The sequence below is a fragment of the Streptomyces sp. NPDC001663 genome, assembly GCF_042893105.1.
Taxonomy (GTDB): domain Bacteria; phylum Actinomycetota; class Actinomycetes; order Streptomycetales; family Streptomycetaceae; genus Streptomyces.
Genome location: NZ_JBIAUR010000027.1, coordinates 13,669 through 34,129, shown reverse-complemented (window position 1 = coordinate 34,129; position 20,461 = coordinate 13,669). Strand labels below are relative to the sequence as shown.

Annotated in this window: 18 protein-coding genes and 1 pseudogene; 6 read left to right on the top strand and 13 right to left on the bottom strand. The window is 68.6% G+C overall.

Going from position 1 to position 20,461, the window contains the following annotated elements; genetic code table 11:
• The first annotated feature begins 79 nt into the window (after nt 1-79).
• A complete protein-coding gene (locus ACFY1L_RS51435; protein ID WP_388842244.1) occupies nt 80-685 on the top strand; it encodes a CGNR zinc finger domain-containing protein in 606 nt (201 codons plus the stop codon).
• Between the two features lie 7 nt (nt 686-692).
• Here ACFY1L_RS51435 and ACFY1L_RS51430 read toward each other — a convergent pair whose 3' ends face one another.
• The 6 genes from ACFY1L_RS51430 to ACFY1L_RS51405 all read right to left on the bottom strand — a co-directional run bounded on the left by ACFY1L_RS51430 (nt 693) and on the right by ACFY1L_RS51405 (nt 7,278).
• A complete protein-coding gene (locus tag ACFY1L_RS51430; protein WP_388842242.1) occupies nt 693-1,682 on the bottom strand; it encodes a Gfo/Idh/MocA family protein in 990 nt (329 codons plus the stop codon).
• Nucleotides 1,672-2,184 carry a flavin reductase family protein gene (locus tag ACFY1L_RS51425; RefSeq protein ID WP_388842240.1) on the bottom strand — a complete coding sequence of 171 codons (513 nt, stop codon included), beginning with the start codon at nt 2,182-2,184 and terminating at the stop codon, nt 1,672-1,674. Before ACFY1L_RS51425 ends, ACFY1L_RS51430 begins: the two co-directional genes overlap by 11 nt.
• A gap of 45 nt (nt 2,185-2,229) precedes the next feature.
• Entirely contained in the window at nt 2,230-3,138 is a 909-nt protein-coding gene (locus tag ACFY1L_RS51420; protein ID WP_388842238.1) for a UTP--glucose-1-phosphate uridylyltransferase, read from the bottom strand.
• A gap of 51 nt (nt 3,139-3,189) precedes the next feature.
• Nucleotides 3,190-4,539, bottom strand: a complete 1,350-nt coding sequence (locus ACFY1L_RS51415) for a trehalose-6-phosphate synthase (RefSeq protein ID WP_388842398.1) — start codon at nt 4,537-4,539, stop codon at nt 3,190-3,192.
• Between the two features lie 414 nt (nt 4,540-4,953).
• Nucleotides 4,954-5,679 carry a hypothetical protein gene (locus ACFY1L_RS51410; RefSeq protein WP_388842236.1) on the bottom strand — a complete coding sequence of 242 codons (726 nt, stop codon included), beginning with the start codon at nt 5,677-5,679 and terminating at the stop codon, nt 4,954-4,956.
• Between the two features lie 828 nt (nt 5,680-6,507).
• Entirely contained in the window at nt 6,508-7,278 is a 771-nt protein-coding gene (locus ACFY1L_RS51405) for an SDR family NAD(P)-dependent oxidoreductase (protein ID WP_388842235.1), read from the bottom strand.
• 448 nt (nt 7,279-7,726) lie between these two features.
• On the opposite strand from ACFY1L_RS51405, the gene ACFY1L_RS51400 reads away from it, so the two are divergent.
• The 5 genes from ACFY1L_RS51400 to ACFY1L_RS51380 all read left to right on the top strand — a co-directional run bounded on the left by ACFY1L_RS51400 (nt 7,727) and on the right by ACFY1L_RS51380 (nt 12,763).
• Nucleotides 7,727-8,488, top strand: a complete 762-nt coding sequence (locus tag ACFY1L_RS51400; RefSeq protein WP_388842233.1) for a DeoR/GlpR family DNA-binding transcription regulator — start codon at nt 7,727-7,729, stop codon at nt 8,486-8,488.
• Between the two features lie 82 nt (nt 8,489-8,570).
• Complete coding sequence (locus ACFY1L_RS51395; RefSeq protein ID WP_388842229.1) at nt 8,571-9,929, top strand: ABC transporter substrate-binding protein; 1,359 nt, start codon at nt 8,571-8,573, stop codon at nt 9,927-9,929.
• A gap of 79 nt (nt 9,930-10,008) precedes the next feature.
• Complete coding sequence (locus tag ACFY1L_RS51390) at nt 10,009-10,968, top strand: carbohydrate ABC transporter permease (RefSeq protein ID WP_388842227.1); 960 nt, start codon at nt 10,009-10,011, stop codon at nt 10,966-10,968.
• The gene (locus tag ACFY1L_RS51385) at nt 10,965-11,777 is read left to right on the top strand and encodes a carbohydrate ABC transporter permease (protein ID WP_388842225.1); all 813 of its coding nucleotides are present in this window, start codon (nt 10,965-10,967) and stop codon (nt 11,775-11,777) included. The genes ACFY1L_RS51390 and ACFY1L_RS51385 overlap by 4 nt, the downstream gene beginning before the upstream one ends.
• Nucleotides 11,774-12,763: a zinc-dependent alcohol dehydrogenase family protein gene (locus ACFY1L_RS51380; protein WP_388842223.1), complete on the top strand. Its 990-nt coding sequence runs from the start codon at nt 11,774-11,776 to the stop codon at nt 12,761-12,763. Before ACFY1L_RS51385 ends, ACFY1L_RS51380 begins: the two co-directional genes overlap by 4 nt.
• A 52-nt stretch (nt 12,764-12,815) precedes the next feature.
• Here the strand turns inward: ACFY1L_RS51380 and ACFY1L_RS51375 are convergent, their stop codons facing one another.
• From ACFY1L_RS51375 to treS, 7 genes and pseudogenes are all read right to left on the bottom strand, one after another.
• Nucleotides 12,816-13,733, bottom strand: a complete 918-nt coding sequence (locus ACFY1L_RS51375; RefSeq protein ID WP_388842221.1) for an NADP-dependent oxidoreductase — start codon at nt 13,731-13,733, stop codon at nt 12,816-12,818.
• A gap of 162 nt (nt 13,734-13,895) precedes the next feature.
• Nucleotides 13,896-14,103, bottom strand: a pseudogene (locus ACFY1L_RS51370) (LacI family transcriptional regulator); the annotation flags it as partial.
• 32 nt (nt 14,104-14,135) lie between these two features.
• Nucleotides 14,136-14,540, bottom strand: a complete 405-nt coding sequence (locus tag ACFY1L_RS51365; RefSeq protein ID WP_388842219.1) for a nuclear transport factor 2 family protein — start codon at nt 14,538-14,540, stop codon at nt 14,136-14,138.
• A gap of 54 nt (nt 14,541-14,594) precedes the next feature.
• Complete coding sequence (locus ACFY1L_RS51360; protein WP_388842217.1) at nt 14,595-15,095, bottom strand: hypothetical protein; 501 nt, start codon at nt 15,093-15,095, stop codon at nt 14,595-14,597.
• A 126-nt stretch (nt 15,096-15,221) separates the two neighbouring features.
• Nucleotides 15,222-15,827 (bottom strand): TetR/AcrR family transcriptional regulator, encoded by a 606-nt coding sequence (locus ACFY1L_RS51355; RefSeq protein WP_388842215.1) that lies wholly within the window; start codon nt 15,825-15,827, stop codon nt 15,222-15,224.
• Between the two features lie 27 nt (nt 15,828-15,854).
• Nucleotides 15,855-17,915 carry a discoidin domain-containing protein gene (locus tag ACFY1L_RS51350; RefSeq protein ID WP_388842213.1) on the bottom strand — a complete coding sequence of 687 codons (2,061 nt, stop codon included), beginning with the start codon at nt 17,913-17,915 and terminating at the stop codon, nt 15,855-15,857.
• Between the two features lie 171 nt (nt 17,916-18,086).
• The gene (gene treS / locus ACFY1L_RS51345; protein WP_388842211.1) at nt 18,087-20,303 is read right to left on the bottom strand and encodes a maltose alpha-D-glucosyltransferase; all 2,217 of its coding nucleotides are present in this window, start codon (nt 20,301-20,303) and stop codon (nt 18,087-18,089) included.
• Nucleotides 20,304-20,461: the final 158 nt, after the last annotated feature.

Sequence of the window (20,461 nt, the reverse complement as noted above, 5' to 3'; positions counted from 1 at the left end):
GACGACTCGCCACCAGGAACCGGTTTAACCGGTTCCTTCAACGTACCAGTTAAACCGGTTCCGCAGTAGGCTGTTTCGCATGGCTGTCTCCCCCGCACCACCGGTCTCCCGCTTCCGCAGTGGCTCCGGACGGCTCTGCCTGGACTTCATGCGCACCCTGCGGCTGCGCGGCCTGGACGGTGCCACCGAGGAGCTGGACACCCCCGAGGCCCTGTCCGCCTGGGTCGTCCAGCTGGGCCCGTATCCCGACGGCACCGTCGTGCCGGTCCCGTCTCAGGCCGTGCTGCACCGGGCGCGGGAGGTACGGGAGGCCGTGCATGCGCTCCTGACCGCGGCCCGCGGCGACAGCGGCCCCGCCGGATGCCCCGCGGACGACCGCGCGCGGCTGAACCGGGCGGCCGACGCGGCGCCGCCGGTGCCGGTGCTCGACGCACACGGCGCGCTGACCTACACCGCGGCCGACCCGGTCGGCGCGGTTCTCGCCGACATCGCCCGCGATGCGCTGACCCTGGCGACATCCCCCGTACTGGAGCGGGTCCGCGCCTGCGCCGGGCCGGCCTGCGCCGCCTGGTTCCTCGACACGTCCCGCCCGGGCAACCGGCGCTGGTGCTCCATGGACACCTGCGGGAACCAGGCCAAGAAGACCACGTGGCGGACCAAGCACGCGTCGGAGACGAGTTCCTGAACCATCGTCATACGGCAGCCTCGGCGACCGCTTCCAGCACGCGTGCGCATGCCACCGCGTCGGCCACCCCTGCGCCTTCCTGGTCCTCTTGGGCCCGGTCGGCCAGAAAGGCGGTCGTCGCATCACCCGCAGCCGGTGGCCGATGAGCCTCCGTCAGCACTCCGTCCTCCCGCGCCGGCGTCAGCTCACCGCCGTGCACCTGGAGCGTTCCCCGCGTCCCCTCAAGACGCAGACGGATGCCGCCGGGGCGTGACGACCACCCCGCATGCAGGGCCACGGGCGTCGAGCCCCACTCCAGGAGCGCCGTGCCCCCGGCATCCCCCGGTCCGCCCGCCGGGAGGGGGCGGAGCGAGGCGGCGCGCACCGTCAGGCGGGCCTCTGGGCACAGCCAGCGCAGCAGGTCGACGAGATGGATCCCCAGATCCGCGAAGGCACCTCGGCCGCCCCAGGACGGACTGAGCATCCATGGCGCGCCGTTGTCGGAGAAGAGTCCGTCCAGGAGGCCCGGATGGGTGAACCAGGCGTCTCCCGCGACGAGTTGGCCCAGACGCCCGTCCGCCAGGAGCTCCCGGGCCCGGCACAGCGACGGAGCACGACGCAGGAACATCGCCAACGTCACCCGGGCACCGGCCGCGGTGAGGGTGTGCGCGAGTTCGGCCGTCTCCGCGGCGGTGGCGGCGAGGGGCTTTTCCACCAGGACCGGTGTGCCCGTCCGCGTTACGGCCCCGAGCAGTTCAGCGTGTTCGGCGGTGGCGGAGCACACCAGGGCAAGCTGCGCGTGTGCCGGTGCGGATGCCACATCGGCGGCCTCCGGCACACCACGGAGTCCGGCGTGCCGAAGGCAGGTTTCGGGCCTGAGCCGGCCGGGATGCACGGCGCACACCTCCGCGCGCCCGGCGAGCGCGCGGAGGTGGTCGGGCAGGTGGGGATGCGCCGTCCCAAGGATCGCGATCCTCGGCCGCGGTGCTCCCTCACCCGGCCCGGCTTCAGCGGGCACGGGCCACTTCGGGCGCGGAGCCGGCCGGGCTGACGAAGCCGCGGTCGACGTACACCAGCGCGTCCCGGTCGACGGGTGTGACGCAGTGCAGCACTTGGCCGATGAGCATGCTGTGGTCACCGCCGTCCACCACGTCGTGCATGCGGCACACGAGCCGGGCCACCGCCTCGGGAATGCCGGGCAGCCCCCGTTCGAGCGGGACCGTGTCGCCGGAGGCGAACCGGTCGACGCCCGACGTCGCAAAGCGCCGGGCGATGTCGGACTGGTCATGGGCCAGTACGTTGACCATGAACTGGTCGGCGGCGACGAAGGCGGCGTGCGTACTGGCCTTCTTGTCCAGGCTGACCGTCACCAGGGGTGGGGTCAGGGACAGGGAGACGAAGGAACTCGCGGTGAATCCCCAGCGGCGGCCGGTCTCGTCGACGGTGGTGGTGACGACCACGGGCCCCGGGACACGGGCCATGGCGCGGGTGAAGTCGAGCTCTCGGGTGCCGGCGGGCATGGGTTACGGCGCCTCCTCGAACGAAGTCTGGGACAAACGGGTTGGTTACGCGGCCAGGTCGCGGGCGACGAAGGTCTGCAGCCAGGTGCGGAACTCCGGGCCGACGTCCTCGCGTCGGCAGGCGAGCCGGACGGTGGCGCGCAGGTACTCGCCGCGGTAGCAGGTGTCGTAGCGGTGGCCCGTGAAGACCACCGCGTGGACCGGGCCGCCGATCTCGGGGTCACGCGCCATGGTGCGCAGGGCGTCGGTGAGTTGGATCTCGCCGCCGCGCCCGGGTTCGGTCTTGGCGAGGACCTCGAATACGGCCGGGTCGAGGACGTAGCGTCCTATGACGGCGAGAGCGCTGGGGGCCTCGCCGGCCTCGGGTTTCTCGACCAGGTCGGTCACTCGCACGAGGCCGTCCCGCCCGGCGGACTCAACCGCCGCACAGCCATACCGGTTGATGTGCTCGGCACCGACGTCCATCAGGGCGATCACACTGCCGCCGAGTTCCTCCCGTACGGCGGTCATGGACGACAGGAGCGGATCGGCGGGGTCGATCAGGTTGTCACCGAGCAGTACGGCGAAGGGTTCGGCGCCGACGTGCGGGGCCGCGCACAGCACCGCGTGTCCCAGCCCCCGCGGGTCGCCCTGGCGGACGTAGTGGACGGTGGCGAGGTCGGTCGAGGCGCGGACCAGGTCGAGCCGGGCGGTGTCGCCCTTGCCTGTGAGGACCGCCTCCAGTTCGGCATTGCGGTCGAAGTGGTCCTCAAGGGCGCGCTTTCCACGGCCGGTGACCATGAGGACGTCATCCAGGCCGGCGGCGACCGCTTCTTCGACGACGTACTGGATTGCGGGCTTGTCGACGATCGGCAGCATCTCCTTCGGTGTTGCCTTCGTCGCGGGCAAGAAGCGTGTGCCCAGTCCGGCGGCCGGGATGACGGCCTTGCGGACACGCGGGGGCGGAGCGGTCATGGTGTCTGCGTCCTTGTCGTCGAGGCGTCGTGGTCCGTCGTGGTCGAGGTGTCAGGCGACGCTCGCGCGCGGTGGCGCTTCGTCGGCGTCCGCGTCCGCGGGCAGCAGTCCGGGGCCGGAACCTGCCAGCGCCGTGAGGAACGAACGGGCCCAGTGGTGGACGTCCCGTTCACGCACGTGACGGCGCAGCTCCCGCATGCGGAGCCTGCGCTCCGCCTCGCCCAGGTGCAGGGCGGTGGTCATGACATCCTGGAGTTCGGCGAGATGATGCGGGTTCACCAGGAGCGCCTGGGTGAGTTCGTGGGCCGCGCCGGCGAACTCACTGAGCACCAGCGAGCCGTCCAGGTCGGGGCGGGCGGAGACGAACTCCTTCGCGACCAGGTTCATACCGTCACGCAGCGGCGTCACGAGCATGACATCGGCGGCCCGGTAGAACGCGGCGAGTTCGGTGCGGTCGACGGTGGTGTGCAGGTAGTGGACCGGCACCTGGCCGACCTGCCCGAACGTCCCGTTGATACGCCCTACCTGGGCCTCGATCCGCGTACGCTGCCGCCGGTAGTGCTCGACGCCCTCCCGGCTGGGCGTGGCGATCTGCACCAGGACGGTGTCCCGCGCGCTGACCCGGCCGTCGGCCAGGAGTCCCTCGAAGGCCCGCAGTCGTTGGTCGATGCCCTTGGTGTAGTCGAGCCGGTCGACGCCCAGCATGATCCTTCTACCGTCGCCCGGTTGACGGCGGATCCGCCGGGCCTGCTCCTGAACGGCTTCGCTGCGAGCCAGTTCCTCCAGGCCGGCAGCGTCGATCGAGATCGGGAACGCGCCGACGCGGACCTCCCGGCCCGGCAGCCGCACCGCTCCCAGCACGGACGTACCGTGCGGGCGGCTCACACTCTCACCGCCGCTCAGGCGGCGCACCGACCGCAGGAAGTTCTGTGCACCACCCGGCAGTTGGAAGCCGACCAGGTCCGCGCCGAGCAGCCCCTCCACGATCTCCGTGCGCCAGGGAAGCTGGAGAAAGAGCTCGGGGGGCGGAAAGGGGATGTGCAGGAAGAAGCCGATCCGCAGGTCGGGACGCAGGGCGCGCAGCAGCGCCGGGACCAGCATCAGCTGGTAGTCCTGGATCCAGACGGTGGCTCCCGGACCGGCGATGGCCGCCGCGTGCTCCGCGAACCGCTGGTTGACCCGGTGGTAGCTGCGCCACCACATCCGGTCGAAGTCGGGCGGCGCCACCACGTCGTGGAACAGCGGCCACAGTGCGGCATTCGAGAATCCCTCGTAGTAGTCCCTGTGCTCGTCGGCGTCGAGGGGCACGGGGTGCAGGCGCAGGTCCTGGTCGGGGAAGGCGGCAGGGGTGCTCTCGGTGGTGCCGGCCCACCCCACCCAGGCGCCCCGCCGGGCGCGCAGGATGGGCTCCAGAGCACTGACCAGCCCTCCGGGGCTGCGCCGCCAGCGCGGGGAGTCCGTGTGCCCCTCGCCACCAGGTGAACCGGGAGACGATTGGCGACGACGACGAACTCGGCGTCCGGCTGCGCGGGGTGGCGGATCCTGGGTGTGTCCACGTCCTGTTCCCTTCTCCAGGGGCCGAACCCGGCGGACGCGGCGGGGACAGGGCGCCCACCGGGTTCGGCAGCGTGTGCGGGGGAGGTGCTGAGCGCTCCGGGGGCTGCGCTGCCCGGCGGCGGAGCCGCATGTCGATACGGCCGACTCCGCCGCGGGGCGGTGATGTGCCGTCGGTCGTCTGCGGCATCGTCGTGGCTGGTCGCTCCCCCGCTCTCGGCTTCGCTAGAGCGAGGGGGACCCTGACTTATCCGAAACCGTTCAGGCGGCGCGGAAGTCGACGATCGTCTTGAGATCGGTCGTACTGCGGTAGTTCTTGAAGATCTCGACGAGGCCGTCGTAGTCGTCGAAGCTGTGCACGGTGGACAGCAGGCGCTTGCCGTCGACGATGCCCGACACCAGCATCTGCATGGCCGCCTGGATCACGTTCGCGGAGTGGTGCATCGGGAACGCGGTGACGTCGAACGGGGAAGCGGTGATGTTGATGCCCTTGGCGAGCATCAGCCAGGTGTCGAACTTCTGCATCTCCTGCGAGGCCCCGTACAGCACATAGCGGCCCTTGGGCTTCAGCCGGCGCATCGCCACCCGCCGGGGATCCTTCTCCTCGTCGTCGACCTTGACGGTGGGCAGGGCGTCGAAGACGTAGTCGAAGGTGTTCTCCGCGACCTCGGCGATGAGCTCCTCCGGCAGGTACGCCCGCTCGGAGAAGTGCTCCTCGGCGTGCCGGTTGCGCACCGGGTTCGCGTCCACGGACACCACCTGGTTCGGGGCGAGCAGGCGCTTGATGACGCTGCCGGCGATGATGCCGATCGGGCCGGTGCCCATGATGAGGACCCTGTCGCCGATCTTCGGAGGGTTGGCCAGGATCGAGCGCAGCGCGCCGGTGGTGGGTTCGATGAAGGACGCCTGCAGGTCGTCGAGGGCCTCGGGGACCTTGACGGCGGCGGCCCGCAGGTCGTCGGAGAAGTTCCGGTCGGCCCAGAACACGTCCTCCTTGACCTACCGGGAAGTCAGCGTACTTGTGCGGCGTTTGGGGTGTGGTCTTGCCCGCCTCGCGGCCACCGCGGCCCACAAGTAGCGAAGCCATCGCCCGGGTGCTGAATACTCGTTTGGCGGCTGCCACGGCGAACGCCGCGGCAGCCGCCTCGGGGATGCTGCCGAGTCCACCAGATGGCCATCCTGGAGGAGACCAGGAATGGACGGATCGCGGCCAGGGTTCAAGTCATGCCCCCCAAACGTGAGCGACCGGCTCTTGATGGGCGACAACGCAGCAGCGAGACCGCATTGTCGGCACCCCGGTCTTCCAGCATGTCAACCGAACTCATCGAAGACATCAGCAGGTCAGCGCCGCGCGCACGACCAGCCATGTTTTGTGGCTCCTGCTAAGGACTCGAACCTGCGGCCAGGCACGACCACGGGACCGCCATGACGTCCGGGCCAAAGGGCCGTGCGGGCGACGACGGGGCCGTTCGCCCCGTCCAAGCCCCAGGGCGCGATCACCCGAAACGCTCGGCTCACGCGGGCATACGCGCCGCTCCTCCGAACTGACTCTCCGTTTGGCTACGTCCAGCCGCGATCCACCCATCGCGCAGAGGACGAGGCCTCGTGGTGATCTAGCGGGCCGATGAGCTCTCCCCGGGTGAGGTGCTGAGGGCCGTGCAGCAGAGCCTCAGGCCGTGGCTGGGCAGGACCGTCACACGCGAATAGGACTGGCCTGACAACGCGCATGGTGCGGGAGTCGAAGGTTCGGGTGAGCGGCTCTTTCGCTGTCCGGAGACTGTTGGCCGTGGTTCGCCTGAGCCCCGGTTGCCCATCTCACCGGGAGGCCATGGCCCTCAGTGCCAGGGATGACATCGATGCGGGCAGGATGCGGAGCGCGCGGACCAGTGTGGCAGTGGTCCAGGGGAAGTGGGAGTTGGCCGGTTCCCTTTCCAGGGCGCGTATTACATACCGAGCTGCGCGTTCCTGGCTGATCTGGAAGGGCTTGGGCAGTCCATCCGCGCCGACCCGGTCGGTCGCCACGAAGCCGGGGTGGATCGTGGTGAACCGTATGCCTTGCGGAGCCAGTTCGACGCGGGCGGCGTCGATCAGGGTGCGCGCTGCTGCCTTCGCCGCCGAGTAGGGGCCTTGCCGTGGGATCCCCATCAGCCCAGCGAGCGAGTTGGTGTGGGCGATAAGGCCGCCGTGGGGCTGCCGCTTCATCTGTTTGATCAAGGGGATCAGGTAGTTGACCACGACGTCGTAGTTCAGCGCCATGATCCGTGAAACGTCATCCGTGCTGACGTCGTCCATGGACATGTCCGGGCCCTGGCCGGCGTTCAGCAGTGCGATGTCGACGGATCCGAACGCCGTGACGGCGGACGCCACCACATCGGCGGCCGCCCGCGCATCCAGGGCATCGGCTGTGATGTCCAAGCAGGTGCCGCCGGCGGCCCGGACGGCCTCGGCCACGCCGGCCAGTTCGGGAGCCCGCCGCGCCACCACCACGAGTCGGTTGCCGCCCGGGGCCAGTTGGCGGGCCACCTCGGCTCCGATACCGGACGAGGCGCCGACGATCAGAACCGTCCTGCCGGTGATCTTGCCCATCTCTTCGCTTCCTCCCCGCGCGGACCAGGATCAGCTCAACCGCCTGCAGACGGCGATCGCCGGGCCAAAGGGGGCGTGACTTCTGCAGATCGCATCGAGTGGTTTTACGGCGGCCACAGTAGCCACTGTCATCGGCGCGATCTCCGCCGGATTTCCGCGTCGGCTCCGCTCCGGTGTCCTGATCCATCCGGCAAACGGGCAACAAGCGGACACAATTCAGTCGGCTAACAGGCACCGGCTTGCCCCTCCCGGGGCCCTCCACCGCATCAACCAGGGCCCCTCGCTCCGAAAAACGGGCATATTCGGTCACGAACTGCGCTACGACGAGCCTGGTCAGTAACGGCAATCCGCTTGTACAAATTTGGCCACCAGAGCCCGAACGGGCCGGGCTCCGGAATGCCGCCCATTCGGGCACAAATTTGCGGAGCCGTGAAACGGAGGTGTCGCCGTGGACGCCGAGGAACGAAGACGCGGAATCCTGGATACGGCACGCCGTGACGGATCCGTGGACGTCGGAGAGCTCGCCATCGAACTCGAGGTCTCCAAGGAGACCGTGCGGCGCGATCTGAACCTGCTGGAGAGCCACGGGCTGGTCCGGCGCACGCACGGCGGTGCCCATCCCGTGGAGAGCGCGGGCTTCGAGACCACGCTCGCCGTCCGCACCACCCTGCACGTCCCCGAGAAGTCCAGGATCGCGGCCGCCGCGGCCGAACTCCTCGGCGACGCCGAGACCGTCTACATCGACGAGGGCTACACCCCGCAGCTCATCGCCGCCGCACTCCCCCGCGACCGTCCACTGACCGTGGTCACCTCCTCGCTGTCCACCGCGGGCGCCCTGGCATCTGCCGAGAACATCAACGTGCTGCTGCTCGGCGGCCGGGTGCGCGGCGGGACGCTGGCCACCGTCGACCACTGGGCCACCCGCATGCTGGCCGACTTCGCCATCGACCTGGCGTACGTCGGCGCGAACGGCATCTCCCGCGAGTACGGACTCACCACCCCCGACCCCACCGTCGGCGCACTCAAGGCCGAGGTCATGCGAGTCGCCAAACGCCGGGTGTTCTCCGGCGTCCACACGAAATTCGGTGCCGTGAGCTTCTGCCGCTTCGCGCAGGTCACGGACTTCGAGGCCATCGTCACCGACACGGGACTGCACAGTTCCGAGGCCCGCCGCTACGCACTGCTGGGTCCCCAGGTCATCCAGGCCTGAGCCGCAGTCCTCCCCCCATACACCCCATCCCGCAAGGCCGGGGCCTGGTTCCCCATGCCCTCGAACACCCCTGGAGTCAGTCATGCGTACACGGAGAATGGTCCACGTCCTCGCCACGGCCACGGCCGCGGGCTCGCTGCTCGTCGCCTGCAGCGGGGCGGGTGGTTCATCGAGCTCCGGTGGCGGTGGCAAGAGCATCAACGTGCTGATGGTCGGCAACCCGCAGATGGAGGACATCGCGAAGCTGACCAAGAGCACCTTCACCAAGGACACCGGCATCAAGGTGAACTTCACCGTGCTGCCGGAGAACGAGCTGCGCGACAAGGTCACCCAGGACATCGCCACCCAGGCCGGCCAGTACGACGTCGCCACCATCGGCGCCTACGAGGTACCGATCTGGACCAAGAACGGCTGGCTGCACGAACTGGGCTCCTACGCCGACAAGGACACCGGCTTCGACAAGGCCGACCTGCTCAAGCCGATCGTCACCTCCCTCTCCGGCTCCGACGGCAAGCTCTACGCCCTGCCGTTCTACGGCGAGTCCTCGATGCTCATGTACAACAAGGACGTCATGAAGGCGAAGGGCGTCACGGTGCCCGAGCACCCGACCTGGCAGCAGATCGCCGACATCGCCGCCAAGGTCGACGGCGCCGAGCCCGGCATGCGGGGCATCTGCCTGCGCGGACTTGCCGGTTGGGGCGAACTCGGCGCACCGCTGACCACCGTGGTCAACACCTTCGGCGGCACCTGGTTCACCAAGGACTGGAAGGCCCAGGTCAACAGCCCCGCCTTCAAGAAGGCCACCAACTTCTACGTCGACCTGGTCAAGCAGCACGGCGAGGCGGGAGCAGCCCAGTCCGGCTTCACCGAGTGCCTCAACGCCCTGAGCCAGAAGAAGGTCGCCATGTGGTACGACGCGACCAGCGCGGCCGGTTCGCTGGAGGACCCGAACTCCAGCAAGATCGCCGGTCACGTCGGGTACGCGTACGCGCCGACCGTCGAGACCAAGAGCAGTGGCTGGCTGTGGAGTTGGGCCTGGGCCATGCCCAAGACCACGAAGAACGCGGACGCCGCCTCGAAGTTCATGCTGTGGGCCTCCAGCAAGAAGTACGAGCAGCTGGTCGGCGAGAAGCTGGGCTGGGCGCGCGTCCCGTCGGGCAAGCGGGCCAGCACATACGCCATCCCGCAGTACCAGAAGGCCGCCGGGTCCTTCGGTGACATCACCCTGAAGTCGATCGAGGGCGCCGACCCGGCCAACCCGGGCGTCCAGCCCCGGCCGACCGTGGGCGTGCAGTACGTGGCCATCCCCGAGTTCCAGGACCTGGGCACCAAGGTCACCCAGGAGATCTCCGCCGCCATCGCCGGCAAGACCAGCGCGGACAAGGCACTCAACGACGGCCAGAAGCTCGCCGAGGACGTCGCCAAGAACTACCAGAAGTGACCTTCATTGCCTGGCCGGCGTGCGCGCCGGCCGGGCACCGCTTCCCCCACCCCGGCCGTCACCGGCAGAGGAACCATCCATGACCACGCTCACCGCACCGCCCAAGACCGCACCACCACCCAGCCGCCCGCGCACCTCCACCGGCGCCGGCAACTGGAAGCGGCGCGTACCACTGCTGCCGGCGCTGATCTTCACGATCATCGTCACCCAACTGCCCTTCGTGGCAACGCTCGTCATCTCCACCCTGCAGTGGAACATCCTCAAGCCCGGCGAGAAGCACTTCGTCGGCCTGTCCAACTTCAAGTTCGTCTTCACCGACGAACGGCTGCGCACCGCCGTCCTCAACACCGTCGTCCTCACCGCATCCGTCGTGATCGTCAGTGTGGTCCTCGGCCTCGGCCTGGCGATGCTGCTGGACCGCAAGTTCGTTGGCCGCGGCCTGGCTCGCACCCTGCTCATCGCCCCGTTCCTGGTCATGCCGGTCGCCGCCGCCCTGCTGTGGAAGCACGCCATCTACAACCCCGACTACGGCCTGCTCAACGGCACCCTCAACGCCGTATACCGCCTCTTCGGCGCCGCCAACGGCCCCACCATCGACTGGGTGTCCTCGTACCCGATGCCCGCCGTCGTGATCTCACTGGTGTGGCAGTGGACGCCGTTCATGATGCTGATCCTGCTGGCCGGCCTGCAGGCCCAGCCAGGCGACGTCCTGGAGGCCGCGAAGATGGACGGGGCATCGGCGATGGCGACCTTCCGCCACATCACGCTGCCGCACCTGCGCCAGTACATCGAACTCGGCGTCCTGCTCGGCACCATCTACGTCGTGCAGACCTTCGACGCCGTCTACACCATCACCCAGGGCGGCCCCGGCTCCCAGACCACCAACCTGCCCTACGAGATCTACCTGACCATGTTCCGCAAATACGAATACGGCCAGGCGGCCGCCGCCGGGGTCGTCGTCGTCCTCGGCTCCATCGTGATCGCCACCTTCGCACTGCGCACCATCGCGTCCCTCTTCCGCGAGGAGGTCTCCCGATGACCGCGCGCCTGACCCCCCTGTGGACCTTCGTCGCCTGGCTGGCCACACTCGCCTTCTTCGCGCCGGTGGCCTGGATGGTGCTCACCTCCTTCCACCAGGAGGCCGACGCCGCCACCAACCCGCCGTCCCTCTTCGCACCCGTCACCTTCGACCAGTACAAGCTGCTGTTCAGCCGGGACATCACCCCCTACCTGCTCAACTCGACGATGGCGAGCGTCATTTCGACGGTCCTCGTACTCGCCCTGGCGGTGCCGGCGGCCTACGCGCTGTCCATCAAGCCGGTCAAGAAGTGGACCGACGTGATGTTCTTCTTCCTGTCCACCAAGTTCCTGCCGGCCATCGCCGCCCTGCTGCCGGTCTACCTGATCGTCAAGGACGCCGGGATGCTGGACAACGTCTGGACGCTCATCGTCCTCTACACCGCCATGAACCTCCCGATCGCGGTATGGATGATGCGCTCCTTCCTCGCCGAGGTCCCCAAGGAAATCCTCGAGGCCGCCGAGGTCGACGGCGCCAACCTGCTCACCGTCCTGTGGCGAGTGGTCGCCCCGGTCGCCATGCCCGGACTCGCCGCCACCTCGCTGATCTGCTTCATCTTCAGCTGGAACGAGTTCATGTTCGCCGTCAACCTCACCGCGACCAACGCCTCCACCGCACCGGTCTTCCTGGTCGGCTTCATCACCAACGAGGGCCTCTTCCTCGCCCGGCTCTGCGCCGCCGCCACCCTCGTCTCCCTGCCGGTGCTCATCGCCGGCTTCGCCGCCCAGGACAAACTCGTCCGCGGCCTGTCCCTAGGAGCAGTCAAGTGAAAGCCGCCGTCATCGAAGCCCCCGGCAAGGTCACGGTCACCACGGTGCCCGACCCCACTCCCGGGCCACGCGAGGTCGTGGTCGACGTGGCGGCCTGCGGGCTGTGCGGGACCGATCTGCACATCCTCCAGGGCGAGTTCGCCCCGACCCTGCCGGTCGTGCCGGGCCACGAATTCGCCGGCGAGGTCGTCGGCCTCGGCAGCGAGGTCACCGAACTCGCCCTCGGCGACCGGGTTGCCGTGGACCCCTCGCTGTACTGCAACGAGTGCCGCTACTGCCGCGCCGGCCGCAACAACCTCTGCGACCGCTGGCAGGCGATCGGCGTGACCCGGGCCGGCGGCGCCGCCGAGTACGCCGTGGCGCCCGTCGCCAACTGCGTACGGCTGCCCGAGCATGTGGACGTCCAGGACGCGGCCCTGATCGAGCCGCTGTCCTGCGCCGTGCGCGGCTACGACGTGCTCAACAGCAGGCTCGGCTCGCATGTGCTGATCTACGGCAGCGGAACGATGGGCCTGATGATGCTTGAGCTGGCCAAGCGCACGGGGGCCGCCTCGGTGGACGTCGTCGACATCAATCCGGAACGGCTGGCGACGGCCGAGAAGCTGGGCTGTACCCAAGCAGGCCTCTCCGCCGACGAGTTGGGACGACCGGCCGGCTGGGACGTGGTGGTCGACGCGACCGGCAACGCCGCCGCCATCCAGGACGGGCTCGAACGGGTCGCCAAGGCCGGCACCTTCCTGCAGTTCGGGGTCTCCGACTACGCGACTACGGCCACCATCTCGCCGTACCGGATCTACAACCAGGAGATCACCATCACCGGCTCCATGGCGGTGCTGCACAGCTACGAGCGGGCGGCGGAACTGTTCGCCACCGGAGTGCTCGATCCGCAGATCTTCATCAGCCACCGGCTGCCGCTGGCCCAATACCCGCAGGCACTGGAACAGTTCGCCGCCGGCCAGGGGCGCAAGATCGTCGTGCTGCCCTGACCCCGTGCCCTCCGGCCCGCGCCTGCCCAGCCAGGCGCGGGCTCGCCCGGAGCTAGGGCCGGAGCACGATCTTGCCGTGGGTGTGCCCCTGTTCCAGCTCGCGGAAGGCGTCCTGCACCCGCTCGAGCGGGTAGGCGCGGGCGATCGGCACTTCCAACTCTCCGCGCGCGGCAAGCCGGGCCAGCTCGCCGAGCACGACCGCGCATGCCGCCGCGCCTTCTCCGTAGGTTCGCGCGCCGACCCTGGCCGCGGCCTGCCAGTCGCGAATCGTGTTGATCCGCTCGGGCCGCACGCCCAACTCCACTGCCAGGTCCACGTAGCCGTCGCCGAACGTGTCGATGAACGCGTCGACACTTCCGCCGGAGGCCTGCCGGATCCGTTCGGCCACGTCCTGCCCGTACTCGACCGGGACGACACCGCGCTCCTTCAACCAGGCGTGGTTCCGCTCGCTCGCCAGCCCGATCACCGTGGCCCCGCGCCGCCGCGCGAGCTGCACGGCCAGAGACCCGACGCCGCCCGCCGCACCGGACACCACGACCGTGTCGCCCGGCCCGGGGTCCACGGCGAACACGGTGGCGTACGCGGTCGTACCGGCCACGTACAACGACCCGGCCACGTCCCAGGACAGCCCCTCCGGGCGCGAGACCACGTTGACGTCGTCGACCACGACGAACTCCGCCTGGCTCGCCCTGTTGTGCGTGAAGCCCAGGACCTCGTCGCCCACCGCGAAGCCGCGCACCTGCGGACCGACCCCCACCACAACACCGGCCAGATCGCTGCCCTGCCCGGTGGGAAACGTCGCCGGCCAGCGGTCGTGCCGCGCACCCTTGCGGATCATCACCTCGCCGGGCTGGATCCCGGCCGCGTGGACCTCTACCAGCACCTGCCCGGCGCCGGGCACCGGCCGCTCCACCTCCTCCACCCGCAGCACATCGATCCCGCCGTACTCGTGGAACCGCACCGCCTTCATCGCGTGATCACCGCTCTTCCCCGTTCGGATACCTTGGACGGTCACGCCCAGGATGGCGACACATCGACCGCGCCATCGCAGTCAACGGCTCAGGAACGGAGCTGTCTTCCCAGGATCAACGATCCGATGACGCTCTTTACGAGGCATCGTTCGTGGACCGAGGTCAACGATCACGCCGAGGGCGGTACTGGGGTACGTGAGGCGCATATCGCTGCGCAAGCCCATCTCGCGCTCCTCCTCGCCGCGGAAGGAGCCACGGCTGATGGTGGTGAACACGTTGCCGGCCCGGTTGCCGAGCCACTGTCCGAGCAGAAGGGCTGCGATGACGCCGACCGCGGTTGTCGATGCCGACATACGCCAGGCGCGCGCTGTGGAGGACAAGCTGGGCGAGCCGCCGGGCGATCAGTTGTCGAAGCAGGCTTTGGCGACGGCGTAGCTGTCTTCATAGAGGTGGTAGCGGGTGATCCGCCCGTCCCTGACTGTGGTGTGCAGGGCGAACGCGGTGTCGATTTCCCGCCCCGTCTTCTTGACCTCGGAGACCATGCGCCCGATGAGCACCACATCGTCGCCCTCGGCGATGACTTGGCGCAGGTCGAACTCCTTGGCCTGCACATGGGTCCCCAGCAGCTCGAAGAACGTCCGCATGCCTTCCACCGAGTCGACCTCCGGTACCCACGGAATGCCCGGCGGGTGCGGGATTGAGAACGACACCGAGTCGGCGAACAGCGCCGCCGCCTCCGCACTCTTCCCCTCGGCGAGCAATGGGAACAAGCGTTGCACAGTCCGCGTCGGTGACTCTGCTGCCATGTGCGTCGACCTTACAGGCCGAGTTCAGTGGCGTTTCGGACGCTGGTAGGCAGGTCAGGCGCAAACCAGTGAGGCATGGATCCGACTGACAGCACGCAGGACCTGGTCCCGGTTCTTCGCTCTCTTGATCCAGGCCGGAAGGCGGGCCACCAACGTCATCTTCTGTCCGGTGTCGTACCAGGGTGCTCGCTCCCGCAGCGATGCCTGGACGAAACGACGGATCAGGTCGAGGTGTTCGAGGTTGTACGCCCACAACCACCCGTGCCGGGTCTCAACCTGGAGCCACAAAGGCATACCGAAGTACGGATCCGTCGCGGGTTGAGCTGTGCCGGCAGGGAGCGCGACAAGACGGCCGTCCCACACTCGTGACAGTCCACAGCCACGACAGACCAGACGTCGCGGCCTGAACAGAATCCAGCCCCCGGGGTCGGAGTCTTCGGGCGCCGGAACGACACGGGCGGCCTTCTCGCAACCTGGGCACCGCACAATGATCAAGCTGATGAAGTCGTACTCGGCGCTGCGCGGATCCCGGAACCGCCCAGAGAACAAGGCCATGCGGTGAGTATGCAACTACCCCGCAGAACAGCGCATCCGGATTCGCCCGCTCACGCTCCGGCCGCCTTTCCTGCGGTGAACGGATCGAATGACGCTGCCAGGGGACGTCTGACACCCTGTCCGCTGTCACCCCTCGACGTCATCCTGGACCAGCCCGGCGATATGGGCGGTCACCGTGTCGAGGATGTCGGTCCAGGCGGACTCGTCGCCGAGTACGAGGTAGTTGAGGGTCAGCCCGTCGGTCATGGCGGCCAGATAGCGGGCCAACACGGCGACGGGCACCCGGAGTTGGAGGCCCATGCTGTCGCGCAGACCGCCGATCAGTTCGGCGTATGCCTCGCCGTACAACTCGTACTGCCGCCGGGCCAGGTGCTCGAACCCCGGCTCGCGCAGGGCGTACTGCGTCAGTTCGTACGTCAGCATGTGTTCGTCGGGGTGGGCGCGGACATGGTCCCAGTAGGCCTGGAAACCCGCCCGGACGGTTTCCACGAGCGTGGCCCGGGGCCGTAGGGCCTGCTTGACCACGGTCACGGAGTGGTCGGTGAGGGTGGTGATGACCGACTCGACGAGGGCCTGCTTGGAGTCGAAGCAGTAGTGGAAGACGCTCAGGGACACACCCGCCTCGGCGGCGATGGACCGGGTCGTCGTCTTGGCGACGCCGTCCCGGGCCATCGCCCTGATCGCCGCTTCCGTCAGCTGTCTGCGCCGCTCCGCCGACGGCATGCGTGCCATGTGTGTCCTTGGCTGTCGTGACCTCGATCAGGCGCTGTGGACGCCCACTTCATAGAGCGAGTATCCCCAGTCGGTACCGCGGTCGAGGCCGTGGACGCGAACATAGCGGGCCGGTGTGCCGGTGAACTTGGCCGTGTCCAGGCCGCCGTCGCCGGAGGTGGTCGACCAGACGGTCTGCCAGTTCGTGCCGTCGGTGGAGAGTTCGATGCGGTACGACTTCCCGTACGCCCGCTCCCAGTCCAGCGTGACCCGGCCGACCCGGTTGGTGGCGCCCAGGTCGACCTGCCACCACTGGTCGTCGCTCCAGTCGCTGGCCCACCGGGTGCCGCCGTCGCCGTCGACCGCCCGCCCCGGCTGGTAGCTGGTGAAGGGGTTGGACTCGGACGAACTGGCCGTCGCCGTCCGCCCCTTGGCGAGGTTGACCGACGCCTGGTGCTGCTCGGTCGCACCCCAGGTGTCGAGGTAGGACTCGGCGCCACGGAAGAGGTCGTTGACCACGTCCTGGCCGCCGACCAGCCGGATGTCCTCGATCCAGTCCGGGATCATCCCGACATGGGCGCCGCCGTCGGTATTGAAGTCGAAGGTGCGCTCACCGGTCGTCAGCTTGTCGATGACCGAGCCGCCGTCGACGCTCTTGAAGGGGTACGTCACCTTGTTCGCGGCGTCCGCGCCGCGCGGGGCGGGATGGTCGCCGACACCGTTGAAGTCGGTGCCGAAGCCGTAGCCCACGTTGTACTTGTCACGCAGCGCGTCCGTGCGCTTCGCCTCCGCGGCGAACGCCTCCGAGCCGTGCATGTACTGGGCGACGAAGCCGCCGAGGGAGTAGACCCGCTCGGTCCAGTTCAGGTCCATCCAGCTGTGCGAGGAGATGACGCCGGGGTAGGACGCGGCCTCGAAGATGTCGAGCGCCCGGCCGACCGCTTTGACGCTCATGTGGTCGATCTCCAGCATCATCTTGCGCTGCATCATGCCGCGCACCGCGTACTCGCCGAGGTCGGTGAGCCCGCGCTTGTTGCACTGGGCATCACTGTCGTACGAGGGGACGTCCACGCCCGCCGGCAGGTCCTCCTCCGCGGCGGAGGACGCGGTGCCTATGGGGTTGTCGTGCTGTGGGCCGGTGCACTTCTCGGTCTGCCAGAAGGTGCCGGTCGACAGGAACTGCCCGACGTTGATGGCCGTTCCGAGGGCGCCGGAGTCGAAGCGGACGCCGCACAGCGCGTTGTCGAACTTGTGGCACAGGAACATGGAGCGCACGCCCAGCGCGTACAACTCGTCGAGTCCCTTGTCGATGTCGGCCTTGCTGCACTGCGGGATGTCCAGGATCTGCTTGCAGCCGAACGGCTCGGACGTCTCGACGCCCAGGATGACGGCGAGCTTGCCTTGCTTGATGACCTCACGGGCCTGCGCGCTGTCGGTGACGATCCGGAACCAGCCCTTGCCGGTGCCGCCGTACATCTTGTCGATGTAGGCCTGGAGGTCGTACGTCAGCTTTGCCTGCAGCCGGATCGACGTCATCTCGTCGCAGCTGCGGTCCTTGAAGGGGTAGACGGAGCAGATCACGCCGTTGGTGACGAGGTCGTTGACGAGCACCCGCTGCCCGCCGCGCCAGGCCCGCTCGACCCAGGCGTAGTAGTTCGCCTGATGGGTCATCGAGTCGTACGCCGGCCAGTCCTTGAAGGTGGGCCAGCCGACCGGGTCGTGCCTGCCGTCGCCGCCGTGGGTGATGTAGTCGAAGATCGCGAGTGTGCCGTCCGGGTAGTGCTCGGGACAGTCCTTGAGGGCGTCGGCGACCCCCGCCTCGGAGAACACCTTGCCGCAGATCAGCCGTCCGCCGAAGGCCTCGTTCGAGAACAGGTGGTTGTGCGCGTCGACGAACCCGCGAACCTCGCCCGCGGAGTTGGTGCCGGTGAACGGCTCGCCGGTGACGTCGATCTGTGAGTCCGGGGTGGGGCGTGCGGTGGGGATCCACCAGTCGGCGGCGGCGGCCGAACTCGGTGCGGGGCCAAGGGTCATGGCCAGCACCAGGAAGAGCAGCGACAGCACGGTGACGTTCTTGCGTCTGCGGTACCAGCGTCGGGTCAGCGTCACGGCCCACGTCCCTCGGTCGGCGGGGATGGCGGGCTTGACCGACCCATGGGGTTGTCATGGCCCGCACAATGCATGGGAGAGGATCGCTGGGGGCGCCGTTCGAGTCAAGAGTCCGGGACGCTTGACCTGATAAGTGTTGAGGGTGCTGCCCGGCATCTCAACGGGGTCTCCTCACTGAAAGAGCACGCAGAAGCCGTCGTGGCCGGGCAGTTCCACGTACAGGGCGTGCATGTCGTCCACCACGCCGACCTCTCTGCCGGTCAGCGCGTCGTAGGCCCTCGCGCCCGGCTGGAAGTGCTCCGAGGCCACGGCGCCCGAGACGGGCGCGGAGCCGAAGTTGAGTACGGTCGCCTGCGTCTGCCCGCTCTCACCGATGCGGTGGACCATGACGAGCAGCGCGGGGTGCGGCACTGCGGGGATGTCGAGTTGGTCGGCCGTGGCGATCCCGGTTTCCTCGCGCACCTTGAGCAGGTGCTTCAGGCTGGATGCGAAGGAGTTGGGATCCGCGAGCTGGACCGGGAGGCTGCCGTACAGGCTGTGGCCCTTCGGCATGCCTGAGCCGGATGCGGCCGCCTCGGGCTGGTAGTCCATCAGGTCGTATGCGGCCCGGTGGATCCAGCGGGTGTCGCCGGTGGCCAGCAGATGTCCGACGCGTTCGCGCGGCAACGTCACCAGACCGCACAGATCCCACCCGGAGAGCGAGAACACGCCGGGTTGCAGGGCGTTGAACATGGCCAGGAGCAGATGCGCCCGCTTGATCTCCCGTACGTCCTGGGCGGTGAGGTTGTCGAGCGTGGTGTGTCCGAGAGCGGCGGCGATGACGGACGCCGTGGTCGAGGCGATGCCGTTGGTGGTGAAGATGGCGTTGTAGGGCGCGTCGGGCCCGGTCAGCGTCTGCACGAGTTCGGAGCGGATGTGCTCGGCGAGCTGGCCGCCGGTGACCTCGACGCCGTGGTAGGTGAAGGGTTCGTCCTTGTGCAGCGTGGCGAAGTGGACCAGCTCGTAGGTGAGTTCGTCGTGGTTCTGCAGGGCGTGCACGAGGCTGACGGCCGCCACTCCGCTCTCCAGGGCGATGTTGAGGGTCAGCCTCAGGAACTCGGTGTCCGCGGTGGCCAGCGCGTGGTGGTAGGCGGGCCGGTTGACGAAGTCGTACGACAGGTCCGCACCGGCCTCGGAGGTGATTCTGATGTCGTCGACGGTCAGGTTCAGCTCCTGGAAGGTGAAGCCGCCCATCTTGCGCACCATGCTGGCGATGAGCTGGTTGGCGGCCTCCGACAGCGGGTGTCCCTCCGACCAGGCCGGCAGGCCCTCGGCGCTCTTCTCCACGCCGAGGAATCCGTTGGCGTCCAGCCGCAGCGCGCCCGAACCGAGGTCCCCGAGGGAGTGCAGAGCGTCACCGATGACGAGCCGCATGCCGGCGAAGGTGGGGTCGAGCCAGTTGATGGACGGCTGGCCCTCCTTGAAGTAGTGCAGGTAGACCCAGCGGCGGGTGACGCCGTCCGGCCCGACGACCTCGCGCGTCGCACTCCAGTTGGTGTCCTTGACGCCGGGGTCGTGGAAGATCACCCGCTGCAGCCGGCCGATGATGTACCCGGCCTTCGCCAGCGCCTCTTCGGCTTCGGTGTCGAGGTTGGCCGAGTCGCGGCCCGGCGGCACCTCGGGCAGCAGGTGCCAGTCCTCCGGTGCGATCTGGACCATGTGGTAGATGCCGGGATAGTCGTCGACGTTCATCTCGGCGAGACGGAAGTCGGGCCCCTTGCCGGTGTGGCCGGGCACGATGTCGTCGATGATCGTGCCGTCGTGGTCGGCGGCCACCTGGCACATGCGCCGGAAGTCGTCCTCCGTGCCGAAGGCCTGGTCGATGGCGGTGCTGATGCGGTCGAAGTGGCCGTCGACGCTCGGGGTGGGGTCCCACCCCCAGATGCCGCCGGCCCGTTTGACCGGCCCGGTGTGTACGGCTCGTATGCCGATGTCGGAGAAGACGCGCCACAGATCGGGGTCCGCCAGGGTGCCGAGAAAGCTCTGACCGGGGCGGGTGACGAAGGAAATGGGATACGCCGTGAACCACACCGGGGCCGTACTGACGGCGGCCTTGGGGTCGGGGCGTGCGAAGGGGTTCTGCCACATGCTGCCCTGTCCGGTGAGCTGGACGGAGAGATCGCGGGCGTCCTGCAGCATCGAGTGGTGCCGTAGCCATGCCACGTAGTCGGGGTTGGTGCCGTCCGGTTCTCCACCTCGCTCCTGCTGCGACGGCTGCCCCTGCGGCCTCAGTCGTGCGCGCGGGCGCAGAGCTCGGGGCCGCGCCGGATAGAACTGTTCGGAATAGGTGATCTCTGTCGGTCCGTGCTCGGTCTGCTGCTGGTCAGCCGCCGCCTGCTCGTCGGTCATGGGTGGGCGCCTCCCTGGTGCTTCGGGGCATGTGAGTCGGCTGCCCCGGAAGTGGCCCCTGAATGCAAGACGGTTCCGCGTTCACCCATGCCTCTGCCCAGGAATCCACCTGGCAGAGCACTGGAAACGAAACACTTGCTTCTTTAGTAACAGCTGCG

Coding starts and splice junctions, on each gene's coding strand:
- ACFY1L_RS51435 (WP_388842244.1), top strand. CDS start 80: ATGGCTGTCTCCCCCGCACCACCGGTCTCCCGCTTCCGCAGTGGCTCC.
- ACFY1L_RS51425 (WP_388842240.1), bottom strand. CDS start 2,184: ATGCCCGCCGGCACCCGAGAGCTCGACTTCACCCGCGCCATGGCCCGT.
- ACFY1L_RS51420 (WP_388842238.1), bottom strand. CDS start 3,138: ATGACCGCTCCGCCCCCGCGTGTCCGCAAGGCCGTCATCCCGGCCGCC.
- ACFY1L_RS51405 (WP_388842235.1), bottom strand. CDS start 7,278: ATGGGCAAGATCACCGGCAGGACGGTTCTGATCGTCGGCGCCTCGTCC.
- ACFY1L_RS51395 (WP_388842229.1), top strand. CDS start 8,571: ATGCGTACACGGAGAATGGTCCACGTCCTCGCCACGGCCACGGCCGCG.
- ACFY1L_RS51390 (WP_388842227.1), top strand. CDS start 10,009: ATGACCACGCTCACCGCACCGCCCAAGACCGCACCACCACCCAGCCGC.
- ACFY1L_RS51385 (WP_388842225.1), top strand. CDS start 10,965: ATGACCGCGCGCCTGACCCCCCTGTGGACCTTCGTCGCCTGGCTGGCC.
- ACFY1L_RS51375 (WP_388842221.1), bottom strand. CDS start 13,733: ATGAAGGCGGTGCGGTTCCACGAGTACGGCGGGATCGATGTGCTGCGG.
- ACFY1L_RS51365 (WP_388842219.1), bottom strand. CDS start 14,540: ATGGCAGCAGAGTCACCGACGCGGACTGTGCAACGCTTGTTCCCATTG.
- ACFY1L_RS51360 (WP_388842217.1), bottom strand. CDS start 15,095: ATGGCCTTGTTCTCTGGGCGGTTCCGGGATCCGCGCAGCGCCGAGTAC.
- ACFY1L_RS51355 (WP_388842215.1), bottom strand. CDS start 15,827: ATGGCACGCATGCCGTCGGCGGAGCGGCGCAGACAGCTGACGGAAGCG.
- treS (WP_388842211.1), bottom strand. CDS start 20,303: ATGACCGACGAGCAGGCGGCGGCTGACCAGCAGCAGACCGAGCACGGA.